The following is a 24732-nucleotide window of genomic DNA, read 5'->3' as shown; positions in this document are numbered from 1 at the left end:
GTCCGGCGTCAGGTTTCATCGACGGGCCCAGCGGGCCAGCACGGTGCCGTCGTCGTCGAGCAGGAGCTGTTTGCGGGCCATCGCGGTGTCGAATTGCCGCGCCGACAGCGAGATTCGGCCACCGGCACCGCCGACCAGCACCGGCGCGGTGGTCACGCAGAGTTCGTCGACCAGTCCGGCCTCGGCCAGCTGCCCGAACAGATGCGGACCGCCCTCGCACAGCACCCGATGCAGACCGCGTTCGGTGAGCACCCGCAGCAGCGCGGTCGCCATGATCGCGGCCTCACCCGCGATCACCACCTCCGCACCCGCGTCCTCGAGCGCGCAGATCTGCTCCTTCGGCGCCTGCGTGGTGGTGATGATCAGCGGCGCCACCTCGGCATCGGTGAAGAACTTCGCGGCCGGATCGAGCGCCGCCCTGGCGGTGACGACCGCGACGGGCGGCGGCGTGCCGTCGGCACTGCCGCCGATGCCGTGCTGGAAATGCGTTCGGCGCCGGTCCGGGTCGGGGTGCGCGCCCCCGTAGTTCTCCGCGCGAACGGTGCCCGCCCCGATGACGATCACCTCGGCCAGTTCCCGCAGCACCGTGAACACCCGGTGATCGGCCGGGGTGCCCAGTCCGCCGGACACGCCGTCCACGGTGAAGGCCCCGTCGACGCTGGTGACGAAGTTCGCCCGCACCCACGGGCCGTCGAGGTGGCGGGGATAGGCATAGCTCCTGGCCAGTGCGTCGTCGTCGAGGTCTGCGAGCTGGGTCACATTGTGGATACGCTGCATAGGAACCGATGCAACCACGTCCGTACGATTCGTACATGCAAGAACGCCTCGTCGATCGCCATCCGGAGGTCCCGGCCGACCAGCTCGTCGCCCAAATGGTGCCCCCGCCCATGTTCGACGAGGTCAGCTTCGCCTCCTACATTCCCGACCCCAAGGAGCCGAGCCAGGCGGCCGCGGTCCGCAAGGCCGAGGAATTCGCCGGTCAGGTCGACAAAATCCACAAGGCGGCGTCGAAGAAGAGCCTGTTCGGCAAGAAGAAGGCGGTCTCGGGCGCCGGTCTGTATCTCGACGGCGGTTTCGGTGTCGGCAAGACTCACCTGCTCGCCTCGATCTTCCACAGCGCGCCCGCGCCCAAGTCGTTCGGTACCTTCGGCGAGCTGACCAACCTGGTCGGCGCGCTGGGCTTCGTCAACGCCGTCGACCGGCTCTCGGCCAACAGCCTGCTGTGCATCGACGAGTTCGAACTCGACGACCCGGGCGACACCACCATGGTCTCGCGCCTGCTCACCGAGCTCTCGGCGGCGGGCGTCTCGATCGCCGCGACGTCCAACACCTTGCCCAGCCAGCTCGGCGAAGGGCGTTTCGCCGCACAGGATTTCCTGCGCGAGATCAAGAAACTCGGCTCGATCTTCGAGCCGGTGCGGGTCGACGGCCCCGACTACCGCCACCGCGACCTGCCGCCCGCGCCCGAGCCCACCTCGCCCGACCTGCTGGCCGAACGGGCCGCCGCCACACCGGGTTCCACCCTCGACGACTACGACGCGCTGCTGAAGCACCTGAGCACTCTGCACCCGTCCAAGTACGGCGCGCTGATCAACGGCGTGTCCTCGGTGTTCGTCGCCGGCGTGCACCCGGTGACCGACCAGGCCGTCGCGCTGCGCATCGTCGTGCTCGCCGACCGCCTCTACGACGCCAGCGTCCCGGTGACGGTCTCGGGTGCCAAGCTCGACGAGATCTTCTCCCAGGAGATGCTCGACGGCGGCTACCGAAAGAAGTACCTGCGCGCGATCTCGCGGCTGCTCGCGCTGTCGCGGTTCGAGGCCGCCGCCGCGTAACCGGGCGTCGCGGGGTACGTTCCTGTCGTGCTCGTGTCCGGCGTCGTCCGAAGGAGTCCCGCGTGAGGCGTATCCGTGCTGTCCGTGCCGGTCTGGCCGTCGCGACCGGAGTGGCCGTACTGCTCGCACCGGTCGTCGGCAGTGCGGTCGCCGCGCCCCTGAACGCCGAGACGACGACCGTCGAACGGTCGCTGGGCCTGTCGGGCGTGCAGAACGCCAGGGACGCGGGCGGTTACCGCACCACCGACGGGCGCTGGGTGCGGACCGGGCTGGTCTTCCGCTCCGGGGCGCTGGATCAGGCGACACCCGCGGACCTGGCCCGGCTGAGCGCCCTCGGCGTGCGCGTGGTCGACGATCTGCGCACCGGCTACGAACGAAGCCTCGCTCCCGGCAGGCTGCCCGCGGGTGCGACCGGGAACGCCTACGACGTCATCGGACAGGCGCCGCCGCTGATCCTGGCCGGTGCGCTGTTCGGTGGCGAGGGCATGTACCGCGCCTTCATCACCGCGCCCGGTGCGAACGAGGCGTTCGCGTCGGTCCTGCGTGACATCATCGCCGCCGATGGTGGCGTGCTCTACCACTGCAGCGCGGGCAAGGACCGCACCGGCTGGGCCTCGGCGGTGCTGCTGAGTGTGCTCGGCGTGGACCGGGCCACCGTCACCGCCGACTACCTGCTGTCCAACACCTACCGCGACGCCGCGCCGGGTGACCCGCTCAACGGCGTGCAGGCGAGCTGGCTCGACGCAGCCTTCGACCAGGCCGTGCAGACCTACGGCAGCTTCGAGGGCTATGTGCGCGAGGGTCTCGGCCTGACCGAGACCGAACTGACCGCGTTGCGCTCGGCCCTGCTCAGCTGAGCGGCCGCTCGAACACGAAATCGTCGTGCACCTGGTTGCCGACGGTGTTGGTCTTGGTGCCCACCCGCACGAAACCGTGCCTGGTGTAGAACTTCTGCGCGCGGACGTTGGCCTGGTTGACACCCAGCCACAGCGCACCGGCGCCCGCCTCGCGCGCGGTCGCGATCGTCGCCGCCATCAGCGCGTTCGCCACCCCGCTGCCGTGATGACCCGGCAGCACGTACATCTTGCTCAGTTCGACCACCGCGCCCGGACCGACCTGCGCGGCGACCTCGGGATCGGTCGGCCTGCCCGCGACGAGCATCGCGTAGCCGACGATCTCGCCACCCTCGACCGCCTTGAGCACGGTGCGGTCGGGATCGGTGAGGTACTCGCCGAAACGGTCCCCCGAGAGCATCTGCTCGAGGAAGATCTCGATGTCGCCCTGGGTGGCCTCCGGTGGGCAGGCCAGCGGAAAGGTCGCGGCGGCGACATCGCTGAGCGCCTCGGCGTCCCAGAGCCCGGCTCGATCGACGACGACGGAACTGTTGGTCATCGTTCCAGTACAGCACGCTTCGATGTGGCGGCGGTGGCACCGTGACGGCGGTGCCGAGTACTCTCCTGCCCATGACGAGCGGTAGCCGCATCGGGATCGTCGGTGCGGGAGTTGCGGGTTTGGCCTGCGCGAAGGTGTTGAGTCAGGCGGGTTTCCCGGTCGAGGTGTTCGACCGGGCCCCTGACGTGGGCGGTGTGTGGAGTGCCACCCGCCGCTATCCCGGCCTGCGCGCCCAGAACAGCAAGTTCACGTCCCCCTTCACCGACCACCCGATGCCGGAGGACTATCCGCGCTGGCCCGACGGTCAGCAGATGCAGGCCTACCTGGCCGGATACGTGCAGCACTTCGGCCTGGGTCCGATGCTGCGGCTGGGCACCGAGGTGGTCGCGGCCGACCCGGTCGACAGCGGCTGGCTGCTCGAGATCCGCGACGCGATGGGCGTGCACCGCACCTCCTGCGATCACCTGATCGTCGCCAACGGTGTCTTCAGCGATCCGGTCATGCCCGATCTGCCCGGTGCGGCGGCCTTCCGCGCGGCCGGTGGGCATCTGTGTCACGTCTCGGAGTTCCACGACGTCGAGCAGGCGCGCGATCGATCGGTGGTCGTGCTCGGCTACGGCAAGTCCGCCTGCGATGTCGCCGAAGCCGTCAGCCACCTGGCCGACGAGACCAGCGTGGTCGCGCGCCGACTCACCTGGAAGATGCCGCGCACCTTCCAGGGCGTCGACTACGAGCGACTCCTGCTCACTCGCGCCGGCGAGGCGCATTTCCGATCCCGCTTCCCGCACCGGACCGAGCGGCTGCTCGACCGGCTCGCGCTGCGCGAGGCCAATCTGGACCTGCTGCAGGAGCGTGTGACGCGCAAACTCCGCCTGCGTGAACTCGACCTGCTGCCGTCGGGTCCGATCGAGGAGATCGCCACCAGCAGCGCGGGTCTGGTCACCGAGGGCTTCGCCGAGCAGGTCGAGGCAGGCCGGATCACCGTGCACCGCGACACCGAGATCACCGAACTGATCGGCGGCAAGCACGGACCCGCCGTCCGGCTCGCCGACGGCAGTCTGAAGCTGGCCGAGATCGTCGTGTGCGCCACCGGATATCGGCAGGAGGTGCCGTTCCTCACCCCGTTCGTCCGGCGTGCCCTCACCGACGAGGTGGGCGACTTCCGGCTCTACCGCCACATCCTGCCCGTGGACGTACCCAACCTGAGCTTCGCCGGATACAACAGCTCGAACGTGAGCGCGCTGAGCTCCGAGATCGGCGCGCATTGGATCGCCGGGCTGCTCACCGGCGAGTTCGTGCCCCCGATGCCCGAGCTGATGAACAACGAGATCGACGCGCGGCTGGCGTGGTCGCGCGAGCGCGGCGAGGGCAACCACGCCCACGGCGCCTCGGTGGTGCCGTTCTCGCTGGCCAATATCGACGAGATGCTCGACGACCTCGGCACGCCGTTGCCGTTGCGGTCCAGGCTGGCGCAGTGGGTGCGGCCGGTGCGGCCCGCCTCCTACCGTGGGGTGCTGCGTGACCGTACGCCCGCCGCGGCCCCGGCTCCCGCACCCGAGCCGGTAACCGACAGGTAGCCCGACACGCCGGCTCGCCGTCGGCGCCACGCTTGGCGGCGATCCGCGCATTGGTGATAATCCTCGCGTGGATGCGCTGGATCTGAACCTGCTGCTCGCCCTCGACGCGCTGCTCGACACCAACAGCGTCACCGAGGCGGCCCGGCGTCTGCACACCTCCACCTCGGCGATGAGCCGCACCCTCACCCGCCTGCGCGAGGTGCTCGACGACCCGCTGCTCGTGCGCTCCGGACGGCAGCTGGTGCCGACACCGCGGGCGTTGGAACTGCGACACGATGTGGCCGTGCTGGTCGAGCAAGGTCGTTTCCTGTTGACCGCCCGCGAAGGGAAAGGGCCTGGCCGGCACCGCGATTTCGTTGTCCGGGTCGGAGATTCGGTGGCGGCACGGCTGTCCGGACCGCTGCTGGCGGCGGTCAGCTCCCAGCTCCCCGGTGTGACGATCCGGCTGCTGGCGGCCGAGGACGCCGACTCCGCCCTCCGCGACGGCAGGGTCGACGTGGAGGTCGGCACGATCGGGCGCACCGACCCGGAAACGGTGGTGCAGCGCCTCTTCGCCGACCGCTGGATCGGCGCCGCCGCCGCCGGCCACCCCTTCGCCGCCGAGCGCCCCACCGTCGCCGCCTACGCCAGCGCCCACCATCTCGAGGTCTCCGCCACCGGTCGCACCCACGGTCCGATCGATGACCGCCTCGCCCTGCACGGCCGCACCCGCCGCGTCCTGGCCACGGTCCCCGACCTGTCCACCGCCCTGTTCACCGTCACCACCACCGACCTGATCTGTCCTGCCCCCGAACAACTCTCGCGCCCCGCCCGAACCGCACTCGGCTTGGCGACCTTCGAAATCCCCCTGCCACTACCCACCCCCGTCGTCGCCATGGCCTGGCACCCCCGCAACACCGCCGACGCCGGCCACCGCGCCCTGCGCGACCTGATCACCACCGTCCTGCGCGACACCCCGACCCTGCCGGAGGAGGACCTGGTCGCCGCGTCCACCTCGGCGTAGGTCCTCGCGTCGGGTCGCGGCGTCGGTCAGCCGGGCTCCGTGGTGGGCGGGCCGAAGACATCGTGACGACTCGGTGGGAGACCAGCCGAACGTTTCAATTCGTCGAGCATCGCCTGCAGCTTGTCGACATGCGCGCGTTCGATGTCGAACGCGCGGAAGGTACCGGTCACGGTGATTCCCGCCGCGTCGGTGGCGGTGGGCGGAATCGGGTCGGCGGTATCCGGATCTGCCGGGGCCGGAGCTGCGATCGAGGCCGGGGAACCCGGGTCCGCTCCTGTGGCCTGCCCCGCCACGGAGTGCTCCTTCGGCGGGGCGAGGCGGGCGGGCGGCCCACTCGGCGCGGTCGTGTTCGTGCCGCCGGTGGTCAGGCGGTCCCGGGGAGTGAACTCGTCGAAGATCGTCTCGGGGCGGCGATCGGGTTCGGCGGTGAACCCATGGTGAGCGTGTCCGTTTCGAACAGCTGTGGGCAGCGTGGCTGTCGTGTCGTCAGCGAATGCCCACTGGATGCCGTTGACGGTATTACCCGCCGGGGGGTCGGTCATCGGGGCCGAATGGTCGAACCCGTTGACCGCGTAGCCGTTCGTGCCGGTGTGGGTCCCCGCGGTGAGACCTGCCGCCCGGGGGTCCGGCACGGTTCGATCCAGGCCTTCGGAACCACTGCCGGTGCCCACCCCGAGGTCCGGCATCTCAGCGGCCTGCCCGATCGCTCCGCCACCGATCACACTGCTGGACGACCCATATGGCGGATTGCCGAACTCCTCGACCGGTGCGACGCCGCTGTTCGGCTGGGGCGCTTCGGCCCTACCGACCGGCCGCGCCCGCTCGACACCGCTGTCGGCCGACCGGTGCGACGCCTCGACAGCAGCATCCGCCGGTGAGTTCATGGTGCCGGTATGGGCCCCCGCGGAGGTCCCGCCGGCGACCACCTGCCCGCCACGAACAACATGGCCGACTTCCGCACTCCCCGGCAGCACGTCACCGTCACCCGCCGACGAATCCGCCGGGCCCGAAGCCGTCGGTCCCGAACCATCGAGCCCCAGCGTCGACAGCGAAACAGCCCGCTCCGAGCCCCCCACCGCCGAACCGCTGATCGACGGTGCGGACATGCCGGCGCCCGAAGGCGGTGCCGAATTGCCGATGACAGGCGTGGCTGTAGGGCCACCCGAGAGTGGCGCCGGACTGTCGACCGGCTCGGCGGCTGAATCCCTGACCGACGACGCGGCCCGGTTGCCGTTCGGCGGCGCTGCGGGGTTGCCGACCGACAGTCGGGCCGGAGCAGTCCGCGTAGGCGTTGCTGTGCCGCCGACCGACGGTGTGGCCGCACTGTCGAGCAGTGCCGGTGAGGTGTTCGCGGCGGCTGCTTGCGCCTCACCGTCGCGCCATGCCGCACCGCTGTCCACCGCCGTTCCATTCACGACATTGCTACCCGTCACGGCGACACTGCGGGCGCCGGTCGTCGCGCTCGCGCCGTTCACGGCATCGCCGCCTGTCACGGGCGACCCGAATGCCCCAGGTGGACCACTCGCGATGATCGTGCCGCCGGTGGGCGCGCCGTGTTCGTCAGTGGAGACGCCGGGGGCCATCGTGCCGCCGTCGACGGGCGCGCCGTTGGCGTTGGTCGCGCCCTCGGGGGCGACAGTGCGGGGGACAGCAGCGCCACCGACGATGCTCGTCCCATTCCCGGTGGGTCCGTTGCCCGCGGCGGCCGTGCCGTTCAGGACAGCTGTACCGCCCGCGGCGCGCGTGCCACCCGTGATCGAGGAACTCCCGTTGATCCCCACCCCGTGACTGTCGTGGCGAGACACCGCGATCTCGCCGGTGGTCGCATCGCCACCACCCGCCGACCCGTTCGCCCCGGAGCCGAAGCCGCCGAGCGGACCGACTTCCTCGCGGCCCGACGCGTGCCCGTTGACCGCACCGCCGAACGGATCGGCCGTCGCGGTGGTGCGTGGAACCGGCGCGGTGGTGAGCGGCCAGGTCGGGTCACCGAGGTGATCGGTGGAGCGGATGGGGGATTGGCGACGTTCCAGCGGCGGCCGATCACCGGCGGCCGAGTGGAACTGATGGGGCGTAGGGGACTCGCCCACTCCCGTGGCGTCGTCGAGACCCGCGGCCGCACGCTCGGCCGCCTCCCGCACCTCCCGGCGACTTCGGGTGCCGCGCGCACGGGGCGGCGGCTGCTCGGTGTCGCCGCCGTCGAGGGCATCGAGGCGTGAGCTCAACCGGGAGATGTCCTGTGAGGCATGGAATGCCCAGGTCTCGAGGCGACGGATCCGGGTCTGGTCGGGAAGGTCGTCGTCGGCGGGGAAGGTCGGCACCTCCTGCTGGACCCGCGCGGCGACGATATCGAGCTTCTCGCTGACCTCACGCAACGCCGCGGCGATACTCGCCAGCATCGACCCGATGGATTCGTCGTGCTCAGCGTGGTTCATGCACACCCTACTTCCCGTGGTCGGCGAGCGTGCCCGCCTCGGCCGCAGCGATCATATCCACCGACGTCGGCGCCCGTGGAGTGGCGATGGCCCTGCGTCCGGATCCGCGACGCGCCGAACGCCCGAGCAAACAGGGCAAATCGGGCAGTCAACAGGCCCGGTCTGTGTATCGAAATGATCAAGATCTTGCCGTCGTCCTGCGACGTCGGCGCGATGAAATACCTTGATATGCAAGGTGGGTCGCGTTTGTGATCACGATCACCACTCGGTGACGCACCCGAGCGCGGGTCAAGGGGGCTGGCGGCCAATCGGCGGCTGCGGGAACCTGGAGTCCGGGGCGTGGGCGCGGGCACACGTCAGGGCCCCGGGTGAGGGAGTGATGGTGTGAGGACGAAGCGGCGAAGCGACACCCAGGTGGTGTGCGGACGACGGGCGCTGCTCGACGAACTCGGCATCTCCGAAGGGGGCCGTCGCGCGACGACGGAGCGGACCGGATACGGCTGTGGTTGCCCCGATTGTGTGGCGACGCAATGGAATACCCAGCGCCTCCATCATTGGATCTGCGGCAGACTCCTCGCGGCCGGTGCCGACGAGGCCGAAGTGGACGCGCGCGTCGACGACATTCCGGTCGACGTCTACTGGCGGCGCGGCGACCGCCGTTGCGTGGTCGAGGTCCGCAGCGGCCCCCTCGACATCACCTCGGCCCGCGCGCACCGGAAACGACTGCAGGCCGCGGGTATCGATGACGTGCTGTGGGTGTGCCCGCAGGGGTACTGGGTCCCGCTCGTGCCCGCGGTCGGCGTCGCCGATTTCGCGCCCGCGGCCGCGGACTACCGCATCGACCAGGGCATGGTCGCTGCGGGAAGCACCGGTTTCGCCGCGCCGACGCGGGCGAACTGGGAATTGCGTGACTTCCTCCAGGGCTGGGTGAAGGACGAGATCGCCTGGGGTCACGTGGATCTGACGACAGGAGGGTGGGCCGAGGTGGGCACCTGGGAACGACACACCGCGGCGCAAGCAGCGATGATCGAGCAGCAGCGCACGGAGCTGCGCGATCAACGGGTCGAGCTGGCGGTGTCGCGCCAGACCGTGCGCGAGAAGCAGAAGCTGGTCTCGCGCCTGCACCACCGGATCGACCGGGCCGGTGTGTACGCCGACGCCGAGGCCATCACTATGGCCGGGCTGCGCAGCGAGCTCGTCGCCCAGCAGCGGATCGCGGCCGGCCTGCGCGCGACGATCGGCCGGATGGATCGCACGCTGAATCAGTGGCAGTGGCTGACCTGCTGCGCGATGCTGCTCGTGCTCACCGTCATGACCGGTGCGATGGTGATGCGCTGAGCCGCATCGGCGTTCGCTCCCACTGCCAGTCGTTGCGCAGCACGAGCCCGGCCAGATCGAGCAGGTCGAGGCCGGTCTCGGAGCGGACGGCAGCCAGCGCGAGGCGGTCGTAGGGCCCCTGGGTGAGTTCGTCGGCGATGCGCGCCTCGATCGCGGCGTCGACCGGTCGCCGCATCAGCTGTGCCGGGCCGAGCGCGCTGCCGGTCCAGGCCAGCCAGCCCCAGCCGTGCTCGCGTGCGTGGGTTCGGCCGAGTTCGGTCTGCATCCGGTTGTGCTGGAAGGCGATCCGGCCCAGCGGAACCACATCGATCAGCACGATCCGGCCGTCGGCGAGCTGCGCGGCGACCGCGGGATAGTGCACGTGGTCTGCACCCGCGAACTGGTAGGTGAGCGCAGTCGGCTCCTCCTGGAACGCCGCCACAGCCGCACTCGCGTCGAGGCTGCGCAGCAGACGGGCCATCAGCGCGGAGTCGTAGGCGACGTCGCGTCCGGCCTTGGCCAGGTAGAACCGGCCACGGCCGTCGTCGTCGCCGTCGGCGACCCGGGCCGAGGCGGTGGGCAGCGGGGCCGTCGCGCCGCTCGACCATTCGATATCGGGGAGCAGCGGGTCGAGATCGTCGGCTTCCTCGGGTGCGTGCAGTTTGGCCAGGATGGCAGCGGTCTTCTTCTGCCAGCCCAGGATTCGCTGCATCACATACCCGGCGACGCGCTTGGCGTCGGCTTGCTCGTGTCCGGCCAGCCGCAGCTTCAGATACGACCATTCCATCGCCACCAGATCGGTGTCGGTGGCATAGGTCTCGGCCAGCAGCGCCCGCACCAGGCGCAGATCGCCCGCCTCGCGGGGGTACCGGTGCTCGAACACGGCCGCCGAGCGGTGTCCTGAGCGGGCCGCCTCGCGCACGATCCGCCCGATCGCCTTGGTGTAGAGCTGGCGGACCCGGTCGCGGGCGAGGTCGTAGCGGGCCCCTATCCGGGTGAGGGTTTCCGGCCGTTGCCCGCCGATCCCGAGGCGCAGCGCGACGATCCGCGCATCACGAGCCGAGTGCTCGGCATGGTCGGTCAGCAGTTCGGCGACCAGCTCGTCGAGCTCTTCCAGTTCGAAGGAGACCTCGGCGGCGATGTCGTGGCCCGGCTGCATGACGGTCTCGCTCGCGGCATTCACTGTGCGACCTCCCTGGCTCGGTCGGGTCAGCGTAGCCGGGAACTCCGACACATCCGCGTCACAGCGCGGTCAGGTACTCGCTGTAGAACAGGCACAATCCCGTCGCCGAGGCGATGCCCGCCAACACCCAGAACCGGATGATCACCGTCGTCTCGGGCCAGTTGTTCAGTTCGAAGTGATGATGGAACGGCGCCATCCGGAACAGCCGGGTGTGCGTGGTGCGGAAGACCACGATCTGCAGCACCACCGAGGTGATCTCGGCGACGAACAGCGCACCGAGCACCACCGCGAGCAGTTCGGTGTGGCTGGTGATCGACAACCCGGCCAGAAGGCCACCGAGCCCGAGCGAACCGGTGTCGCCCATGAAGATCTTGGCCGGGGCGGCGTTCCACCACAGGAAGCCGATGCAGGCCGCGACACCCGCGGCACTGACCATCGCCAGGTCGAGCGGGTCGCGCACGGTGTAGCAGGCACGTCCCGGGTTGATCTCGCAGGAGTTGTCGTACTGCCACAGCGTGATCACCACGTAGGCGCCCAGCGTCAGGCTCATCGACCCCGCCGCCAGCCCGTCGAGCCCGTCGGTGATGTTCACCGCGTTCGACCAGGCCACCACGAGCAGGCACACGAAGGCCACGAAGATCAGCGAACTGAAGGTGATCGTGCTGATGTCGCGGACATAGGACAGGTTGCGACTGGCCGGCGTCAGCCCGGTCGCCCCCGGGAAGCGCAGCACCAGCACCGCGAACACGACCGCCGCGGCGATCTGCCCGAGATACTTGCCCGCCGCGGTCAGCCCGAGATTGCGGTGTTTGCGCAGCTTGATCGAGTCGTCGAGAAACCCCACGACGCCCAGCGCCGAGGCCAGCAGCAACACCAGGATTCCGGACGCGCTGGGTCCGGGCGCGTCCCACAGCAGCCCGATCAGATGCGACCCGAGATACCCGGCCCACACCCCGGCACCGATCGCCAGCCCGCCCATCGTCGGTGTGCCTCGCTTGGCCTGGTGGCTGGCCGGACCGTCGATCCGGATCTCCTGCCCGAACCCACGCCGCGCGAACACCCGAATCAGCATCGGGGTGAGGGTGATGGTGACGAACAGGGCGATCCCCGCCGACAACAGGATCTGCCTCAATGCTTGCCCTCCATGCTGACGGTTCCGCGCCACCACGCCCGCCTGGCGGCGCCGAGTGCCGATACTAGGGGAGGGCATCGGCGATCCGGGTCAGGAGTGACCTGGGTTACAGGTGCTCCGACGGAGACGGGCCACGCAAACAAGTCAGGCCCCCTCGAAAGGGGGCCTGACTTGGTACTACGGTGGTGCGCGATACTGGGATTGAACCAGTGACCTCTTCCGTGTCAGGGAAGCGCTCTCCCGCTGAGCTAATCGCGCGAGGTGGAGACGGGAATCGAACCCGTGTGCACGGCTTTGCAGGCCGTTGCCTCACCACTCGGCCACTCCACCGCGCAAAGGAGGATGGCATATTGCCTAACCTACCTCTCGAGCGGATGACGGGATTCGAACCCGCGACCCTCACCTTGGCAAGGTGATGCGCTACCACTGCGCTACATCCGCATTCACACTTCCGGAGGCAGTCCGCCTTGCGGCTTCGCTGTCCTCCGTGGTGCGAGACAGAACATTAGCCGACGTTCGGGGCAACCTACAAATCGCCTGGTAGAGGGGGTCGAATACGAATTACACGGGTGTCATCCAGTGGGGCCGTGGAGGTGCCTGTTCGTCCGAGGCGGGCGTGGAGGTGCGGCGCCACGCCGTCCGTGGTGTGCTGCGGATCGTGACGTGGGGGCAGAGATCGACGGGAAGCGTTCATCGACACACACCTGCCCTGTACGCGAAGGAATGTTCTAACGTAGATATTCGCATTAAAACATGTATGGAACCCTCGTGGGTCGCCGTTTCGTGCCGGTGAGCACCTCGACGGAATCACCAAGGACCCCGAACCTCCGCTTCACAAGGCGATTTGGTGTCTCCCGGGTCCCCCGTGCTAATGTTCCATCTCGTTCGAGCGGCTCTCCTGAGCCCTCGGCGCCGTGTTCGGTCCCATAGCTCAGCGGGAGAGCGTCCGCCTCACACGCGGAAGGTCGCTGGTTCGAAACCAGCTGGGACCACCTTAAAAGTGCAGGTCAGGGCCATTTGGCGATGGCCTGCACTTTTCGTGCAACATACGCGCAATAGCGTTCGTTGTTTGGGGGTCGGGGCCGAATCGGGTCGCCAAGGGCATCGGATGCCTCGTCAATGGGTTATTCCAGTCATAACGGCCTGGTGCCACTGTCTGATGCGTCACCGCTCGACGTGTCAGTCGATCGGCCACATCGCCACATCGCCGCATCGCCGCATCGATGTCTTCGATCGCGATCCGGATCTGACCACGGAATCTGTAGGCGGCGAACTTGATGGAGACATGGCGGCTCGGGTTCGGAGTCCGCTTGGGGCTACGCCGGGCCACGGCACACCGACCCGGCGTTCCGGGTGCGCACGTCGGTGCGGCAAACGATCTCCGCCGTCGTGCTCACGGCTGACGGCGACAGCCGAGGACCGTACTGAGCGAGGCCTGCTTGCCGGTTTCGGCGACTGGGACGGCCGACTCGTCGTGGGTCGTGAAGTATCCAGTTGGTACATCGCGGACTACGGCTACCACGCCCACTCATCCTTCCCCGCTTGATAGCGGCGAATCGCGTTCGCTTGAACCGAGGTGGTCTTACAGTGGGAACGTCAGAGTTTCGGTGTGAGACGGGTCGCCTGGACGTAGATGTAGTTGCCGGCGCGCGGGGATGAGGACGACCGCTGCCACGGTGCGTTCGCGTTGGATGTCACCGTGGTTGGGGATGCGGATGGGTGGTCTGCACAGGAGGTCGAAGTGGTCGGAGACGGCTGCGGCGGGCGGGAGGGTGTCGAGCGCCGCCGTGCAGGTGTCGAGGCGGCGGGTCGAGGAGTTGCGGGCGAAGATGTTGAGTTCGTCGTGATCGGTGAAATCGGGGTGTAGGAAATGGTTGGTGTGAGCCGAATCGCCGTGGGCTACAAGGCGAAATTCGTTGTTCATGGCCTCGATACACAGGGAGTTGTGGGGATCGACGAGGGTGAGGGATCGGGAGCCCGCCAGGGGCAGGGTGCGTAGTCGGTCGACGGCCTGCGATGCGGTGGCGCAAGTGTCCAAGAGGTGGCGGATGGCCAGATATGGGGGCACCCCGGGCTTCCAGTCGCCGCCGAGGACCAGGTTCAGCCCGATGGCCAGGCCGTCACTGTTGATGCCCAAGTATCCGAGCAGTCCGCCGAAGCTCAGGAGGAGCACTCGGCGTGGGGAGTCGCGGTGCGCGATTCGCAGCACCGCGATGTGGTCGTCGAGATCGCCATTGAGGTCGACGGTCTGGGCGAGCAGAGTTGGGTGCGTGGCGGTTTCGACTCGGGAATAGGTGGTGCAGTCGCCTCCGGTCGGCACTTTTCGGTAGCCCATGAGCTCGCGGCGGATCTGGAGCAGCCAGGCTTCCTCGGTGGTGATGCCCGCACCTTCGGCGAGCCCGTGGACCTCTTCCGCCAGATAGGGCAGTGCGGTGGTTATCGCAGTGCGGTAGGCGGCAATCTCGGGCCGCAACCCGGTCAGGGTGACCTGGCCGGGCATGACCCGGTTGAGCCGGCACAGAGCATCGTCGAGGAAGGAGCGCAGTCGCGGGGCCAATCGTGACCCGTGCTGGTATCCAATGCTGAACGAGTCTCCGGCACAATCGATGACGGGGACCTCATACGAGGCGGTCATCTCGAAGAGATCGCGGGTTCGACCTTCGGGTGGGTCATGAGCACCTGCCTGATCGGTGCCCATTCCACGGCGAGAATGCTGTAGTAGACGGCGTCGCGACGACGCCCGCCGGGCATGAAATTGAAGCTGCGCAGCGTGCCCTCCTCCGTCGCACCGATATTGCGTAAGGCGCTACGGGCCCGCATATTCAGCTGATCGGTCTTGAACTCGACCCGATGTGCTCCCAACGTCTCGAACGCATGCTCGAGCAAGAGGAGTTTGGCCCACCGGTTGAGACCCGCGCCGCGGAAATCGCGCCCCAGCCAAGACCACCCGATCTCGAGCCGGGCATCGGACTCTGCGAGATTGCCGAGACTCATACTCCCGGCGACTCGGCCACTGGCCTTGTCGGTGATGACATACACGACGCGCCGCCCCTCGCAGTCGTCGTCGAGACAGGCGTCGAAGAACTCGTCGAAGTCGGCGCGGGTTTCGATCATCGTGACGAAGTAGCGCCAGATCTCGGGGTCCATGGCGACGGCGTGCAGCGCCTCACGATCGCCCACGGAAATCGGTTGCAGCCGAACATGATCGTTCTCCAATACCCGATGTCCGAGAACTATCCAGCTCATGCTGAGGCCTTTCGCGCATGAGCGGAGCGCTCGGTGGTTGTGCTCCGCTGCCTCCTCCGCGCTTGACCACTCATGCGCTTCCGCCTACGGGTACGTACCGCGCGACGGTGTCGACCATTTCGCGGAGGGTCAGCATCCGCGCGAGATCGTCATCGGTGAGCAGGGTGAGGTCGACTCCGGCCCGGCGGCACACCGAGGTCAGCAGCACAACCTTGTTCAGTGAGGTCAGGCCGTAGGACGGCACCAGGTCGACGTCCGGATCCAACTCCCCCGGTGTCACGTCGGCGACGGTCAGTGCCGCGAGCCGGCGGCGCGTGAAATCTTCTATGTCAGCGTGCATGAATACCCTCCTCCGGGTTCGTCAGTGCGGTTTCGAAACGCGCGTAGATGCGCTGTCGGCGTGGCTTGTATTGGGATGTGAGCAGCCCGTTGCCGATGCTGAACGGCTCGTCGGTGAGGACGATCCGCGAGATACGTTCGTCGCGGTGCGCGTTCAGATTGGCGACAGCGAGCTGGGCGGCGACAGCGTCGCGATCCGCCGGAAAGCGGTCCGAAGACGCGACCGCCACCAATTCGGTTTGCGCACGGCAGAATACGACGCACTCGATGATCGTCGTTCCGGCACCGGTGAGGCGCTCTTCGATGGCTCTGACAATGATCTTGCGGCCGTTGTCGAGCACGATCGTGTCGTCGGCCCGCCCGAGGATGTACAGGTATCCGTCGCTGTCCAGATAGCCGACGTCCCGGGTGATCACGGTGTTGTCGCCGCAGAACACCCGCTCCGAGGCACCGGGCTCGGCGTACAGGTACCGATGGCTGACCGGATACTCGCTGCGGACCCGAACGACTCCCTCCTCGTCGATGAGCACCGTCTTTCCGCGCAAGACCCGGCCGACGCTGCCAACCCGTGCGGCACCGGGAGAGTTCTTCGCCACGATGCAGGTTTCGTTGAGGCCGTATCCCTCGAAGATCGCAAGTCCCACCGAGGCGAAGAAGTCCAGCAGCGCCCGACCGGCCGGAGCGGAGCCCGTCCAGAGGTATCGAATGCGCCCGCCGAACATTTCGTTCGCCGCCGCTCGCAGCGCCTCGTTCGCACCGTCGGTCTCGATCTCGGCGGCCGATTGTTCGATCTCGCGGCGCGCTGCCTCGAAGAAGGCGGGAACGCCCATGACGACCGTCGGCCGTACCGATGCCATGACGGCGAAGACCGATGTGTAGGTGCAGAGGGTGACATCGTGTCCGTAGGCCAGAGCCGAGTAGATCCAGTAGCGCTGCTGCAGCAACGACAGTGGGAGGAAGACCAGCAGATTGTCGCCGGGACCATGTCCGAACATCTGCTGGATCGCCGTCACGGAGCTGTCGATACTGCCCGCTGTCGCGGCGAGTCCCTTGGGCATTCCGGTGCTGCCGGAGGTGAACTTGATGGTTGTAATGCCCTCGGGCGCATAGCTGACGAGCGGAAGTACTTCTGATCGCGCACTGTCCGAATGGTTTTCGATGTCGCCGATAGCCAGAATTCCGGGCAGATCGACGGGTGTGTCGGTGAAGAGCACCTTCAGGTCGTACCGAGTGAGCAACTCGCTGGTCGGCTCGAATTTTCCAGGTTCCAGTCCAGCTGTCTCGACCTCGAGCCGCAGGGCTGCGAGGTCGAGCAGCACCCACTCCAGCCGGTTCGAGGACAGTATTCCGATGCGATCACCGGGACGAATTCCGAGGGCGCGCAGGTATGCCGCCACCCGGCCCGCGCGCTCGTACAGCTCTCGCAGTGAGATACTCTGCCGCGCAGTCGATGTCGCGATATGAATGCTCCCACCGGCGGGTGGAGTGGCGATGATGGCGTTGATCACGACGACACCGCATCGGCGACCGGGACCGCGGCGGCATCGCGGGACGGGCGAAAGAACACCGCTTCGGACAGGGCGATCGGACTACCGGCAGGCACCGGCTCGATGGTGTTCGGCCAGTCCCGGAGACCGGGTCCGCCCAGTGCGGCATCCAACTTGGCGGCGAATCGCGGCATGATCGGCGCGGACACCGCCGCGAGCAGTTTCGCGGCCGTCAATTCGAGGGCGATCGAGGTGCGAATCTCGCTGTCCAGCGTACCGATGTCGTCGAGCCGATCGCCTTCTTCCGCGAACCGCACCGCGTCCCGGACGATGCCGTCGATTTCGGCGGCCGCCGTGCGCAGGGAGAAGCCGTCCGGATCCAGGCTCGCCGCGGTGGCGTCGAGGCGAAGATACAAGCGGCGCAGGAAGGCCAGGTGCTCCGCGGTCCAGTTCCCCGCTTCCGGCGCGTTGCCGGCGAATAGTCGCCTGACTCGGCTCCCCAGGTCGACGAGCCAGCGCTGCCAGATGCCAATGAGCTGCTCGTCGAGGACTCGCTCGTACTCCGCGGTCGTGAAATCGGTTCGGGTGCGCTCGGCGCGCGTGCTGGCGAGAAAGAACCGCACCGCATCGGCACTGTCCCGGGACAGGATTTCTTTGCCCCAGATCGCATGTCGGCGACTGGTGGAGAACTTCTTCCCCTCGAGCAGGTAGAACTCGTTCACGTGGTAATCGATATCGGGCTGCCAGGCGGGGAACGCGAGCGAGTACAGGGTGGGGAAGAGGATGCCGTGGTAAAAGCTGTTGTCGTAGCCGAGGAAGTGCACGAGCTTCCACGCCTGCTGTGGCGCACTGGCTTTCCAGTCCTCACCGAGCCGTTCGGCCAGCCGCTGGATGCCGTGCAGGAATCCGTAGGACATCTCCGGCCAGACCCAAACGACCTGTCCGGCCCCCTCGGTTTCCGACGGCCGCACGCCCCAGTCACTCGGATGGGTGATCGCGATATCGAGCCGCTCGCGACGGAACACCCGGTCGGCCAGTTGCCGCAGACGTGCCGGTACCCGCCCGAAGCGGTGGTGCAGTAGCACCGCGTCGCGGAATTCGTGTAGCGGCAACATGAATCGGGTGGCGGTACTCGGGACTGGTGACAGACCGGACGCCACGGTGATCGGATCGAGCAGGTCGACCACCGCATTGGGCTCGCCACACTCTTCGCAGATATTGCCGCGCGTCGCCGAGGCACAGACCGGGCAGCCACCCGCGACGTCGACCTCGTACAGGTACGCGCCATCCAAGGGATCAGCCAGAGCGGGGCCTGCCACCGGCTTGATCCGTCCCGAAGCTACGAGTGCAGAGAAGAACTCCCGCAATCCATGGCGGTAGTCCGGGTCGGTCCCGGTGACGGTGTACTGATCGGGTTCGATATCCATCAGCGCGAGCGTCGCCGCGATCTCCGCACTGAAATGTGCGGCGATGTCGTCCGGTGCACGCTGCTCGCGGCGCGCCAAATCCTTGACGTAGCTTTGAAAATCATCGCTTCCGGTGAGATGCCAGGCTCGCGCACCGTTCATGCGCTGATACCGGACGTAGGCGTCGGCACCGAGGTAGGGCCCGGAAAGATGTCCGAGGTGGAGATCCCCGTTGGGTGTCGGCGGCGTGGAGAAGACAAAGATCGGGCGATCCGGGCCAGCGCGGCCTCCGCCGCGCACCGCGTCGCTGACCTGGGCGGCGTCGCGCCAGTACTGGGTGAGAAAAATCAGCTCACCATCGCCCGCATTGCCGAGTACGTGCGGTTCGAACGGCGCGAACACCGCCACGGTGCCGGGGACCGCCGGTATCCGCCGATCGTCGACGAGGAACTCGCCATCGCCGGAAACAATGGTGATCTGCTCGGTCTCGTCGTGCCGGTGCACCACCGTCCGGCCACCCGGCGGCACGCGCCCCCAGGCCGCCGCGGTACCGAGACCATCGATACCACTCATCTGAATGCCGAAGCTGTCGCCGAGTGCCTCGGCCTGGTATCGACGGATGATCATGCGGTGCGCTCCCGTTCGACATCGGCCCCGGATAGGGCCTCGAGCAGATCTGCGGTCTCGGCGGCGATAGCCGGGCCGAGGCGGTAGCCGGATCCATTGGCGGCCCCGGCGAACACGACTCGCGGGTCCGCCGGCGAGCTCCGAACCAGGGGCTCGCGGTCGGGACTGTAGGCGTCGCAGAACACGCGACCGGAGACGGTGGACGCGATCAGGTGCGGCGCGTACCTCTCCAGAATGCGATGCCCGGCAGCCAGATCCGCGGCCGTCAGCCCGGTCCCGGGCCGGTCGGGTGAGACGTCCCACTCGTCGCTGGTATAGCTCAAGAGCCAGTGGCGACGACGATGCATCGGCAGTAGGAAGGCGTCCTCGGTGTCGAAGATGACGGCGGGATCACCCTCGTCGGGGACTCGATCGAGGTGCAGCGCGACAACTCGCTTGACGCGAATGCCGAAGGAGCGGATGAACGACGGCCATGGGGGCGAGCCGGTCCAGGGCCCGGGGGCCACGACAACCAGAGCGGCACGGACGCTCCGCCCGGTACCGAGCCGCAACTGGATTCCGTCCGGATCCGGCTCGACAGCGAGCACCTCGATGCCTTCGTGGAAGCGGACGCGCGAACGGACCTCGCGCGCGACTTGCTGAGCAAAGGCGTGCACGTCGGTATACGCGCAGTTGCCGTGCCAGGCGATATGCCCGGGCGGAATATCGAACAGCCCGCGGTGCACCGCGGGCGTCGTCATCGGTCCGACACCCTCGAGATAGCGCTCACGAACGTCGGAGTCCCTTGTGCGGTGCGCGATTACGGTCATAGGAATCGCCCACCGGATGTCGGCGAAGTACCGCTGACCGTAGGCGGCCATGCGGCGCACCCGTTCGCTATTGCCGCGTGGAATGTCCAGTCCGGCCGAATATCGGCTGGCTCCACCACCGATCTCACCCCGGTCGACAACCACAATATCGAGATCGGGCCGACGCTCGGACAGTTCCCGCGCGATCAGGCAGCCGATCACCCCGGCCCCGACGATCGCCACATCCGCCCTGATCGGGTCCGTCATATCGGCATCGACCTTCCGGGTTTCGTCGACCATTCGACGAAGGCCGCCAACTGATCTCGGCTTCGGGTCCCTCGGATTCGATCGCGAATCCGCTGGCTGCGCCACGAATTCAGGCTCAGATTCGGATCGGCGAGGCCACGCTGGCGGGCGACGGCGTTCTGCAGGAAGATATTGCGATCCGGCGGGCCGTCCCAGCGCACGGCGAAGTCCTCGTCGACCGCGAATTCGCCGCCCGCACGCTCGAGCCGATCGGCCAGCGGCGCGAGGAAGTCCAGGCGGTTGGACCGGTAGCCAGTGGCCCAGATGACGGCATCTGCCTCGAAATACTCGATCTGGTCCGTCTCGTCGCGGTGCCGGACCGCGACCAACCACCGGTCGCCCTCCCGGGTCACGTCGACCACATCCCGATTCGGGTGAAGGCCGATCGCCTGTTCCCGCTGTTCGACGAATCGGTGCAAGTACAGGCGCTGGTAGATCTCGCGCGCGATGTGCTCGGAGATTCCGTCGCTGGCCAGCACGTGCTCCCGATTGAATGCCGCCCGGGACTCGGCTTCGAGGTTGTAGAAGTAGTCGGAGTGGCACGGCATGAAGAACTCGTTCGTGAAGGGTGAGTCGTCGATCGGGAAGAAGTTGCGCCGGCGCGATACCCACACTGTTTCGCGGGGCAGCTCCGGGCCGGTGCGGGAGATCAGATCCAGCACGGCTTCCGCGCCCGATTGCCCGCCGCCGATCACCACGACGCTGCGCCCGCCCAGTGCTGCCGCCTCGCCGGTGAAATCCGCGACGTGAAATTGGCTGTCACCGAGACCGTCGCTGGCGAACTCGGGAACCCAGGGCCTCGCCCCGACCCCGACGACGATATTGTCAGCAGAGAGCGTGCGCCGGTCCGTGCGAAGCGTGAAGGTCCCGTCGAAATGCACGGCGATCACCGCTTCCCCGAACACGACATTCGGATTGCGGCCGCTCGCCCATTCCAGGTAGTTCCGGTATTCGCGCCGGGGCACGCTCTCGAACCGTGCGTTCAGGAAGTGGTAGATCCGGCCCTGTTCGTGCAGGTAATTCAGGAACGAGAAGGGATTGGTAGGGTCGCTCAGGCTGACCAGATCCTTCAGCGGCGATACCTGCAACGTTGCCCCGCCCACGAGTTGACCGTCGTGCCAGCCGAATCGGCTTTTACGGTCGAGAAACAGATTCGGCACGTCGGAATCCGCGTGCAGCAGCGACGCCAGGGACAGGTTGGCGGGCCCCACCCCGATACCGACGCATCGAAAATGCGCGGGGCGCGATTCATGGCCTGACATGGGCCGCCCCGCGTTCCATCGAAACCGGTCCGGCACTGGCCGTTCGATGCCCGATGGTTTCGGCGATCGTGGCGCGCAGCACTTCCGAAGCGCCCTCGTAGAGGCGCAGGGATCGAATCTGCCGGTAGAGGCGCTCGGTCAGGCTGTCCTTGACCAATGCGGACGCACCACAGATCTGGACTGCGGCATCGATAGTGCGTTGCGCGTTCTCGGTGGCGTAGAGCTTCGCGATACACGCTTGCCTCGCGAAGTGCGGAGCGCTCCGATCGACATCCCAGGCGGCCCGGGCGACCAGCAGCGCCGCAGCATTGAGCGCGACCTCCGCATCGGCCAGCGAGGCGCGCACCGTAGGCAAGTCGAATAGCGTGCCGCCGTATGCTTTTCGATCGCGTGCATGGTCGAGCGCCGCGTCGGCGGCCCGGCGCGCGAAGCCGATGGCCGCAGCGCCGACCGTCACGCGGAATCGTTCGAGCAGATCCATGCTGATAATGAATCCACCGCCGAGTCGGCCCAGGACGGCGGCTTCGGGGACGCGGCAGTTCTCGAACTCCACGCGGGCGAAGGAGCGTGGGGCCACCATATCGATCGGTTGCACCCGCAGCCCGGGGGTACCGGCGGGAACCAGGAAGGCGGTCAGGCCGAATGCGCCCGGACCACCCGTCCGCGCGATCACGCAGAACACATCGGCCAGGGTGCCGTTGGCGATCCAGGTCTTGTGGCCGTTGAGAAGATAACCACCGGAATGGGTTTCGGCGCGCAGTTCGATGGCGGCGATATCCGAGCCGGCCTGGGCCTCGGAGAGGGCGAAGGCACCGATCACCTCACCGCGCGCCATCGGCGGAAGCCATCGTACCTGTTGATCGGTGCTGCCGTGCCGTCGAATCGGAGTGGCGGCCAACGCCTGCACCGAGAACGCGTAGTCGGCGAGATCTTCGCTGTAGGCCAGGAGTTCGCGCATCAGGCACAGGCCACGCCAATCCGATCCCGGCGCGCTCGCACCTGCGGCCGGGTCCAAAGCTGCCAGCCAACCAGCCGCGCCGAGCTCACGAATAATGCTGGTGCCCGCCACATCCGGAGCCACGGACCGGGCGCGTGCCCAGAGCTCAGTCTTCGCCGCACACCACTCGTCCATCGATTCGGCGACGGCGCGATGGGTCCGGTCGTAGAACGGGAGGGCGAGAATGTCCGGGTCGAAGGCGGGACGGCGTACCTCAGTTCGCATTGCGGACCATCAGCTTTCGCAGCAGATCCGCCTCGACGAACAGGGCGAACGAGGCGTAGCCGCGCCAGACTCGACGCCACTCTCCCACTAGCGCCGCCGATCCCGCGTTCCGCTCGACCGAGTCCAGATAAGTATTGATGATGTCGGCGGCTTGCCGGGCGTGCCCGGCGGACACATTGTCGATGGTCAGGTGTGCTTCCTCGTAGCAGGCATCGAGGCCGTGGTGACGTAGCTTCTGAATCTCGTGCAGCCGCACTTCGCCGAGTCCGAAAAGCTCTATGCCGAGGGTGAATCCGAGAATCTCGGGATAGCGGCTATCCGGGAAGAGCCCGAGGCTCAACTGGTGGTTGGCGAAGGCGTAGGGCAGCTCGGGCAGTACACGCTCATCGATGAACTCCCGCTCCCGAATGTGCGGCAGCTCGATCGCCATGCTCGCGAGCACCCGATTGATCAGGGTGATGTGGTTCTTCGCGAGATCGCCGCGCCCCATCTCGTCGGCGTGGATCGCGTGCACGGCAGCCACGCCGGGCCGGTCGAGCCGTCCGGCATTGCCGATGCGATGGATCCACCCGCCATCGACGAGCGCGACGAGCGCGTATCTCTTCTGGTTCTCGATCACCGCGTCGCGATCGGGTACCTCGTCGAGCGGTCGGTACGGGCCGACCAACTTCGTCCGGTAGATGTCCTCGACCCGATCGAGCAGTGCGCCGGCACTGTATTCGAACCAGCTCGCATCAGTGAAGCGGCCGCCCGCGCCATCGGCGAAGAGCAGCTCCGCCCGCTCGAGCACCTGGTCGGTGTAGTCGCGTGCCCGGGTGATGGTGCCGGGATAGTTCTCGATGTTCACCAGGCGGTGGAACAGCTCCCGCGGCCTCCACCGCGCCGAGTCTCGCGGATCCACCGTCACCAGTTCCACGTCCGCCGGGTGGAACGCAGCGATGGCGGCGTCCCAATACCGTGACTCGACGTTGCCAGCGGTACCTGCACCGGCCGCCGGACCAGCGGGTTCACCTGTCGCGACCGCTTCCGACCACGCGGTGAGCACCTCCGCTTCGGCATCGTCGAAGATGCCGAACATCGGTCCGCCGAACTTGATCGAGTCCAGCAGCCGATTGCCACCGGCCGGTCCGGGCCGCAGTTGGCGGGAACCACGCAGCTCTGAAACGAATTGCGCGACGTCAAGTTCCGGATCGGCGAGAGTGTCCGACAACCTCCGCCCGCCGATGCGCACGCCGCCGTGCTGATTACCCGCATAGCGCGCGTGCCGGACGATGATCTGGCCCACCCGCTCATCCAGGGAGAGACGGCCGTGCCACTCCGCCAGGTCCACCAGCGAGCCGACGTGCTCGGTCTCGAGCCGGATGACCAGACGGATGGCGCGCAGCAGTCGTCGCTGGTCTGCCGCCCCGGCGCCGGATACTCGGGTGTAGCCGAGGAATTCCGAGATGATCCGGTCGACACCCGGTCGCGGGCCGTTGCCGGCGTCGAGCAGGCGATCGTCGACAGCCATCATGCCGAATGTGTAGTGCACCGCGACGATCTCGGGCAGGAAGTTGGCGGGCAGGCGGCTCAGTGCGAGATAGAACGAGGCGCTGTGCACGGTCAATGGGCGAGCCTGCGTGGCGTTCAGGAATTCGCGGGCGGTGAGTTCGGGGAGAAATACGCCCTCTGCGGCCATGGCACGACGGCGGAGCTGTCCCACCCCGTTGCCGGGTTCACCGGCCCCGTGTAGGAAGAAGCTGTGTGCCACCAGCTGATTGACAATGGCGGAGGGCTGCGTAGCGGGCTGGGAGACCATGTCGTTCCAGCACCCGTCCAGCAGGGCGATCGGCGCACGCTGGCGCAGGACGATTCGTCTGGTCTCGGCATCACAGGCGCGCAGGGTGTCGATCAGCGGGCGCAACCGGATACGGGCCGTGGCGACTTCGCCGGCGATGTCCTCGGCCGTGATATCACGCGCGGCCGGTTGCGGGATGGCTTCGAGGAACGCACCGATGATCCGCCGGGCAATGAGTACCGACGCTTCGTTCTCCTGCTCCATGAGTAGCTCACGCCACACTGCCTCGGCGCCCGAGCCGAGTACCCGGTCGGCCTCGGCGGCAGCGGCGTGGCCGAATTCGAAACGGCGCGGCGGCAGAGAAGTCGACATGTCGATGGGGCGCGTCAGCGCGTCGGATGACA

19 protein-coding genes and 4 tRNA genes are annotated in these 24732 nt (G+C 67.6%); 6 read left to right on the top strand and 17 right to left on the bottom strand.

Annotated features, from left to right (window positions below; translation table 11 throughout):
• Window positions 1–15: 15 nt before the first annotated feature.
• Window positions 16–777, bottom strand: coding sequence for a pyrimidine reductase family protein (locus BOX37_RS20545; protein ID WP_071929079.1), 762 nt, complete (start codon window positions 775–777; stop codon window positions 16–18).
• 35 nt (window positions 778–812) lie between these two features.
• Between BOX37_RS20545 and zapE the strand changes: the two genes are divergently transcribed.
• Complete coding sequence (gene zapE / locus BOX37_RS20540; RefSeq protein ID WP_071929078.1) at window positions 813–1832, top strand: cell division protein ZapE; 1020 nt, start codon at window positions 813–815, stop codon at window positions 1830–1832.
• A 62-nt stretch (window positions 1833–1894) separates the two neighbouring features.
• Window positions 1895–2689, top strand: coding sequence for a tyrosine-protein phosphatase (locus BOX37_RS20535; RefSeq protein ID WP_071929077.1), 795 nt, complete (start codon window positions 1895–1897; stop codon window positions 2687–2689).
• Here the strand turns inward: BOX37_RS20535 and BOX37_RS20530 are convergent.
• Window positions 2682–3224 (bottom strand): GNAT family N-acetyltransferase, encoded by a 543-nt coding sequence (locus tag BOX37_RS20530; RefSeq protein ID WP_071929076.1) that lies wholly within the window; start codon window positions 3222–3224, stop codon window positions 2682–2684. The genes BOX37_RS20535 and BOX37_RS20530 overlap by 8 nt on opposite strands.
• A gap of 71 nt (window positions 3225–3295) precedes the next feature.
• Here BOX37_RS20530 and BOX37_RS20525 point away from each other — a divergent pair, with 71 nt between their 5' ends.
• Together BOX37_RS20525 and BOX37_RS20520 are read left to right on the top strand one after the other, a co-directional pair.
• Window positions 3296–4801 carry a flavin-containing monooxygenase gene (locus BOX37_RS20525; RefSeq protein ID WP_071931707.1) on the top strand — a complete coding sequence of 502 codons (1506 nt, stop codon included), beginning with the start codon at window positions 3296–3298 and terminating at the stop codon, window positions 4799–4801.
• A 67-nt stretch (window positions 4802–4868) separates the two neighbouring features.
• Window positions 4869–5804 (top strand): LysR family transcriptional regulator, encoded by a 936-nt coding sequence (locus tag BOX37_RS20520; protein ID WP_071929075.1) that lies wholly within the window; start codon window positions 4869–4871, stop codon window positions 5802–5804.
• 26 nt (window positions 5805–5830) lie between these two features.
• On the opposite strand, the gene BOX37_RS20515 is transcribed toward BOX37_RS20520, so the two are convergent.
• Complete coding sequence (locus BOX37_RS20515; RefSeq protein ID WP_071929074.1) at window positions 5831–8236, bottom strand: hypothetical protein; 2406 nt, start codon at window positions 8234–8236, stop codon at window positions 5831–5833.
• 384 nt (window positions 8237–8620) lie between these two features.
• On the opposite strand from BOX37_RS20515, the gene BOX37_RS20510 reads away from it, so the two are divergent.
• Window positions 8621–9574 (top strand): hypothetical protein, encoded by a 954-nt coding sequence (locus BOX37_RS20510; RefSeq protein WP_240504962.1) that lies wholly within the window; start codon window positions 8621–8623, stop codon window positions 9572–9574.
• Here the strand turns inward: BOX37_RS20510 and BOX37_RS20505 are convergent.
• The 5 genes from BOX37_RS20505 to BOX37_RS20485 form a co-directional block, all read right to left on the bottom strand.
• Window positions 9546–10736: a sigma-70 family RNA polymerase sigma factor gene (locus tag BOX37_RS20505; RefSeq protein WP_240504961.1), complete on the bottom strand. Its 1191-nt coding sequence runs from the start codon at window positions 10734–10736 to the stop codon at window positions 9546–9548. The two genes, BOX37_RS20510 and BOX37_RS20505, sit on opposite strands and share 29 nt — an antisense overlap.
• A 58-nt stretch (window positions 10737–10794) precedes the next feature.
• Entirely contained in the window at window positions 10795–11868 is a 1074-nt protein-coding gene (gene mraY / locus BOX37_RS20500) for a phospho-N-acetylmuramoyl-pentapeptide-transferase (protein WP_071929072.1), read from the bottom strand.
• Window positions 11869–12051: 183 nt separating this feature from the next.
• Window positions 12052–12126 (bottom strand) — tRNA-Val (locus BOX37_RS20495).
• Between the two features lies 1 nt (window position 12127).
• A tRNA-Cys gene (locus BOX37_RS20490) sits at window positions 12128–12198 on the bottom strand.
• 39 nt (window positions 12199–12237) lie between these two features.
• A tRNA-Gly gene (locus BOX37_RS20485) sits at window positions 12238–12309 on the bottom strand.
• Window positions 12310–12788: 479 nt separating this feature from the next.
• On the opposite strand from BOX37_RS20485, the gene BOX37_RS20480 reads away from it, so the two are divergent.
• A tRNA-Val gene (locus tag BOX37_RS20480) sits at window positions 12789–12860 on the top strand.
• A 590-nt stretch (window positions 12861–13450) separates the two neighbouring features.
• Here BOX37_RS20480 and BOX37_RS20475 read toward each other — a convergent pair.
• From BOX37_RS20475 to BOX37_RS20435, 9 genes are all read right to left on the bottom strand, one after another.
• Window positions 13451–14503 carry a C45 family autoproteolytic acyltransferase/hydrolase gene (locus BOX37_RS20475; protein ID WP_071929071.1) on the bottom strand — a complete coding sequence of 351 codons (1053 nt, stop codon included), beginning with the start codon at window positions 14501–14503 and terminating at the stop codon, window positions 13451–13453.
• Complete coding sequence (locus BOX37_RS20470; RefSeq protein WP_071929070.1) at window positions 14500–15114, bottom strand: GNAT family N-acetyltransferase; 615 nt, start codon at window positions 15112–15114, stop codon at window positions 14500–14502. The genes BOX37_RS20475 and BOX37_RS20470 overlap by 4 nt, the downstream gene beginning before the upstream one ends.
• A 70-nt stretch (window positions 15115–15184) precedes the next feature.
• Window positions 15185–15454: a phosphopantetheine-binding protein gene (locus tag BOX37_RS20465; RefSeq protein WP_071929069.1), complete on the bottom strand. Its 270-nt coding sequence runs from the start codon at window positions 15452–15454 to the stop codon at window positions 15185–15187.
• Complete coding sequence (locus BOX37_RS20460; protein ID WP_206045693.1) at window positions 15444–16961, bottom strand: AMP-binding protein; 1518 nt, start codon at window positions 16959–16961, stop codon at window positions 15444–15446. Before BOX37_RS20460 ends, BOX37_RS20465 begins: the two co-directional genes overlap by 11 nt.
• Complete coding sequence (locus BOX37_RS20455) at window positions 16958–18973, bottom strand: class I tRNA ligase family protein (RefSeq protein WP_071929068.1); 2016 nt, start codon at window positions 18971–18973, stop codon at window positions 16958–16960. The genes BOX37_RS20460 and BOX37_RS20455 overlap by 4 nt, the downstream gene beginning before the upstream one ends.
• Window positions 18970–20028 carry an NAD(P)/FAD-dependent oxidoreductase gene (locus BOX37_RS20450; protein WP_206045692.1) on the bottom strand — a complete coding sequence of 353 codons (1059 nt, stop codon included), beginning with the start codon at window positions 20026–20028 and terminating at the stop codon, window positions 18970–18972. The genes BOX37_RS20455 and BOX37_RS20450 overlap by 4 nt, the downstream gene beginning before the upstream one ends.
• Window positions 20025–21365: a lysine N(6)-hydroxylase/L-ornithine N(5)-oxygenase family protein gene (locus BOX37_RS20445; RefSeq protein ID WP_206045691.1), complete on the bottom strand. Its 1341-nt coding sequence runs from the start codon at window positions 21363–21365 to the stop codon at window positions 20025–20027. The genes BOX37_RS20450 and BOX37_RS20445 overlap by 4 nt, the downstream gene beginning before the upstream one ends.
• Window positions 21316–22551: an acyl-CoA dehydrogenase family protein gene (locus BOX37_RS20440; protein WP_071929065.1), complete on the bottom strand. Its 1236-nt coding sequence runs from the start codon at window positions 22549–22551 to the stop codon at window positions 21316–21318. Before BOX37_RS20440 ends, BOX37_RS20445 begins: the two co-directional genes overlap by 50 nt.
• On the bottom strand, window positions 22541–24700 hold the full coding sequence (locus tag BOX37_RS20435) for an iron-containing redox enzyme family protein (RefSeq protein WP_071931704.1): 2160 nt from the start codon (window positions 24698–24700) through the stop codon (window positions 22541–22543). Before BOX37_RS20435 ends, BOX37_RS20440 begins: the two co-directional genes overlap by 11 nt.
• Between the last annotated feature and the right edge of the window lie 32 nt (window positions 24701–24732).

The sequence above is a fragment of the Nocardia mangyaensis genome, from assembly GCF_001886715.1.
Taxonomy (GTDB): Bacteria; Actinomycetota; Actinomycetes; order Mycobacteriales; family Mycobacteriaceae; genus Nocardia; species Nocardia mangyaensis.
The sequence above is the reverse complement of the archived record's forward strand: the minus strand, read 5'-3'. Positions and strand labels throughout refer to the sequence as shown.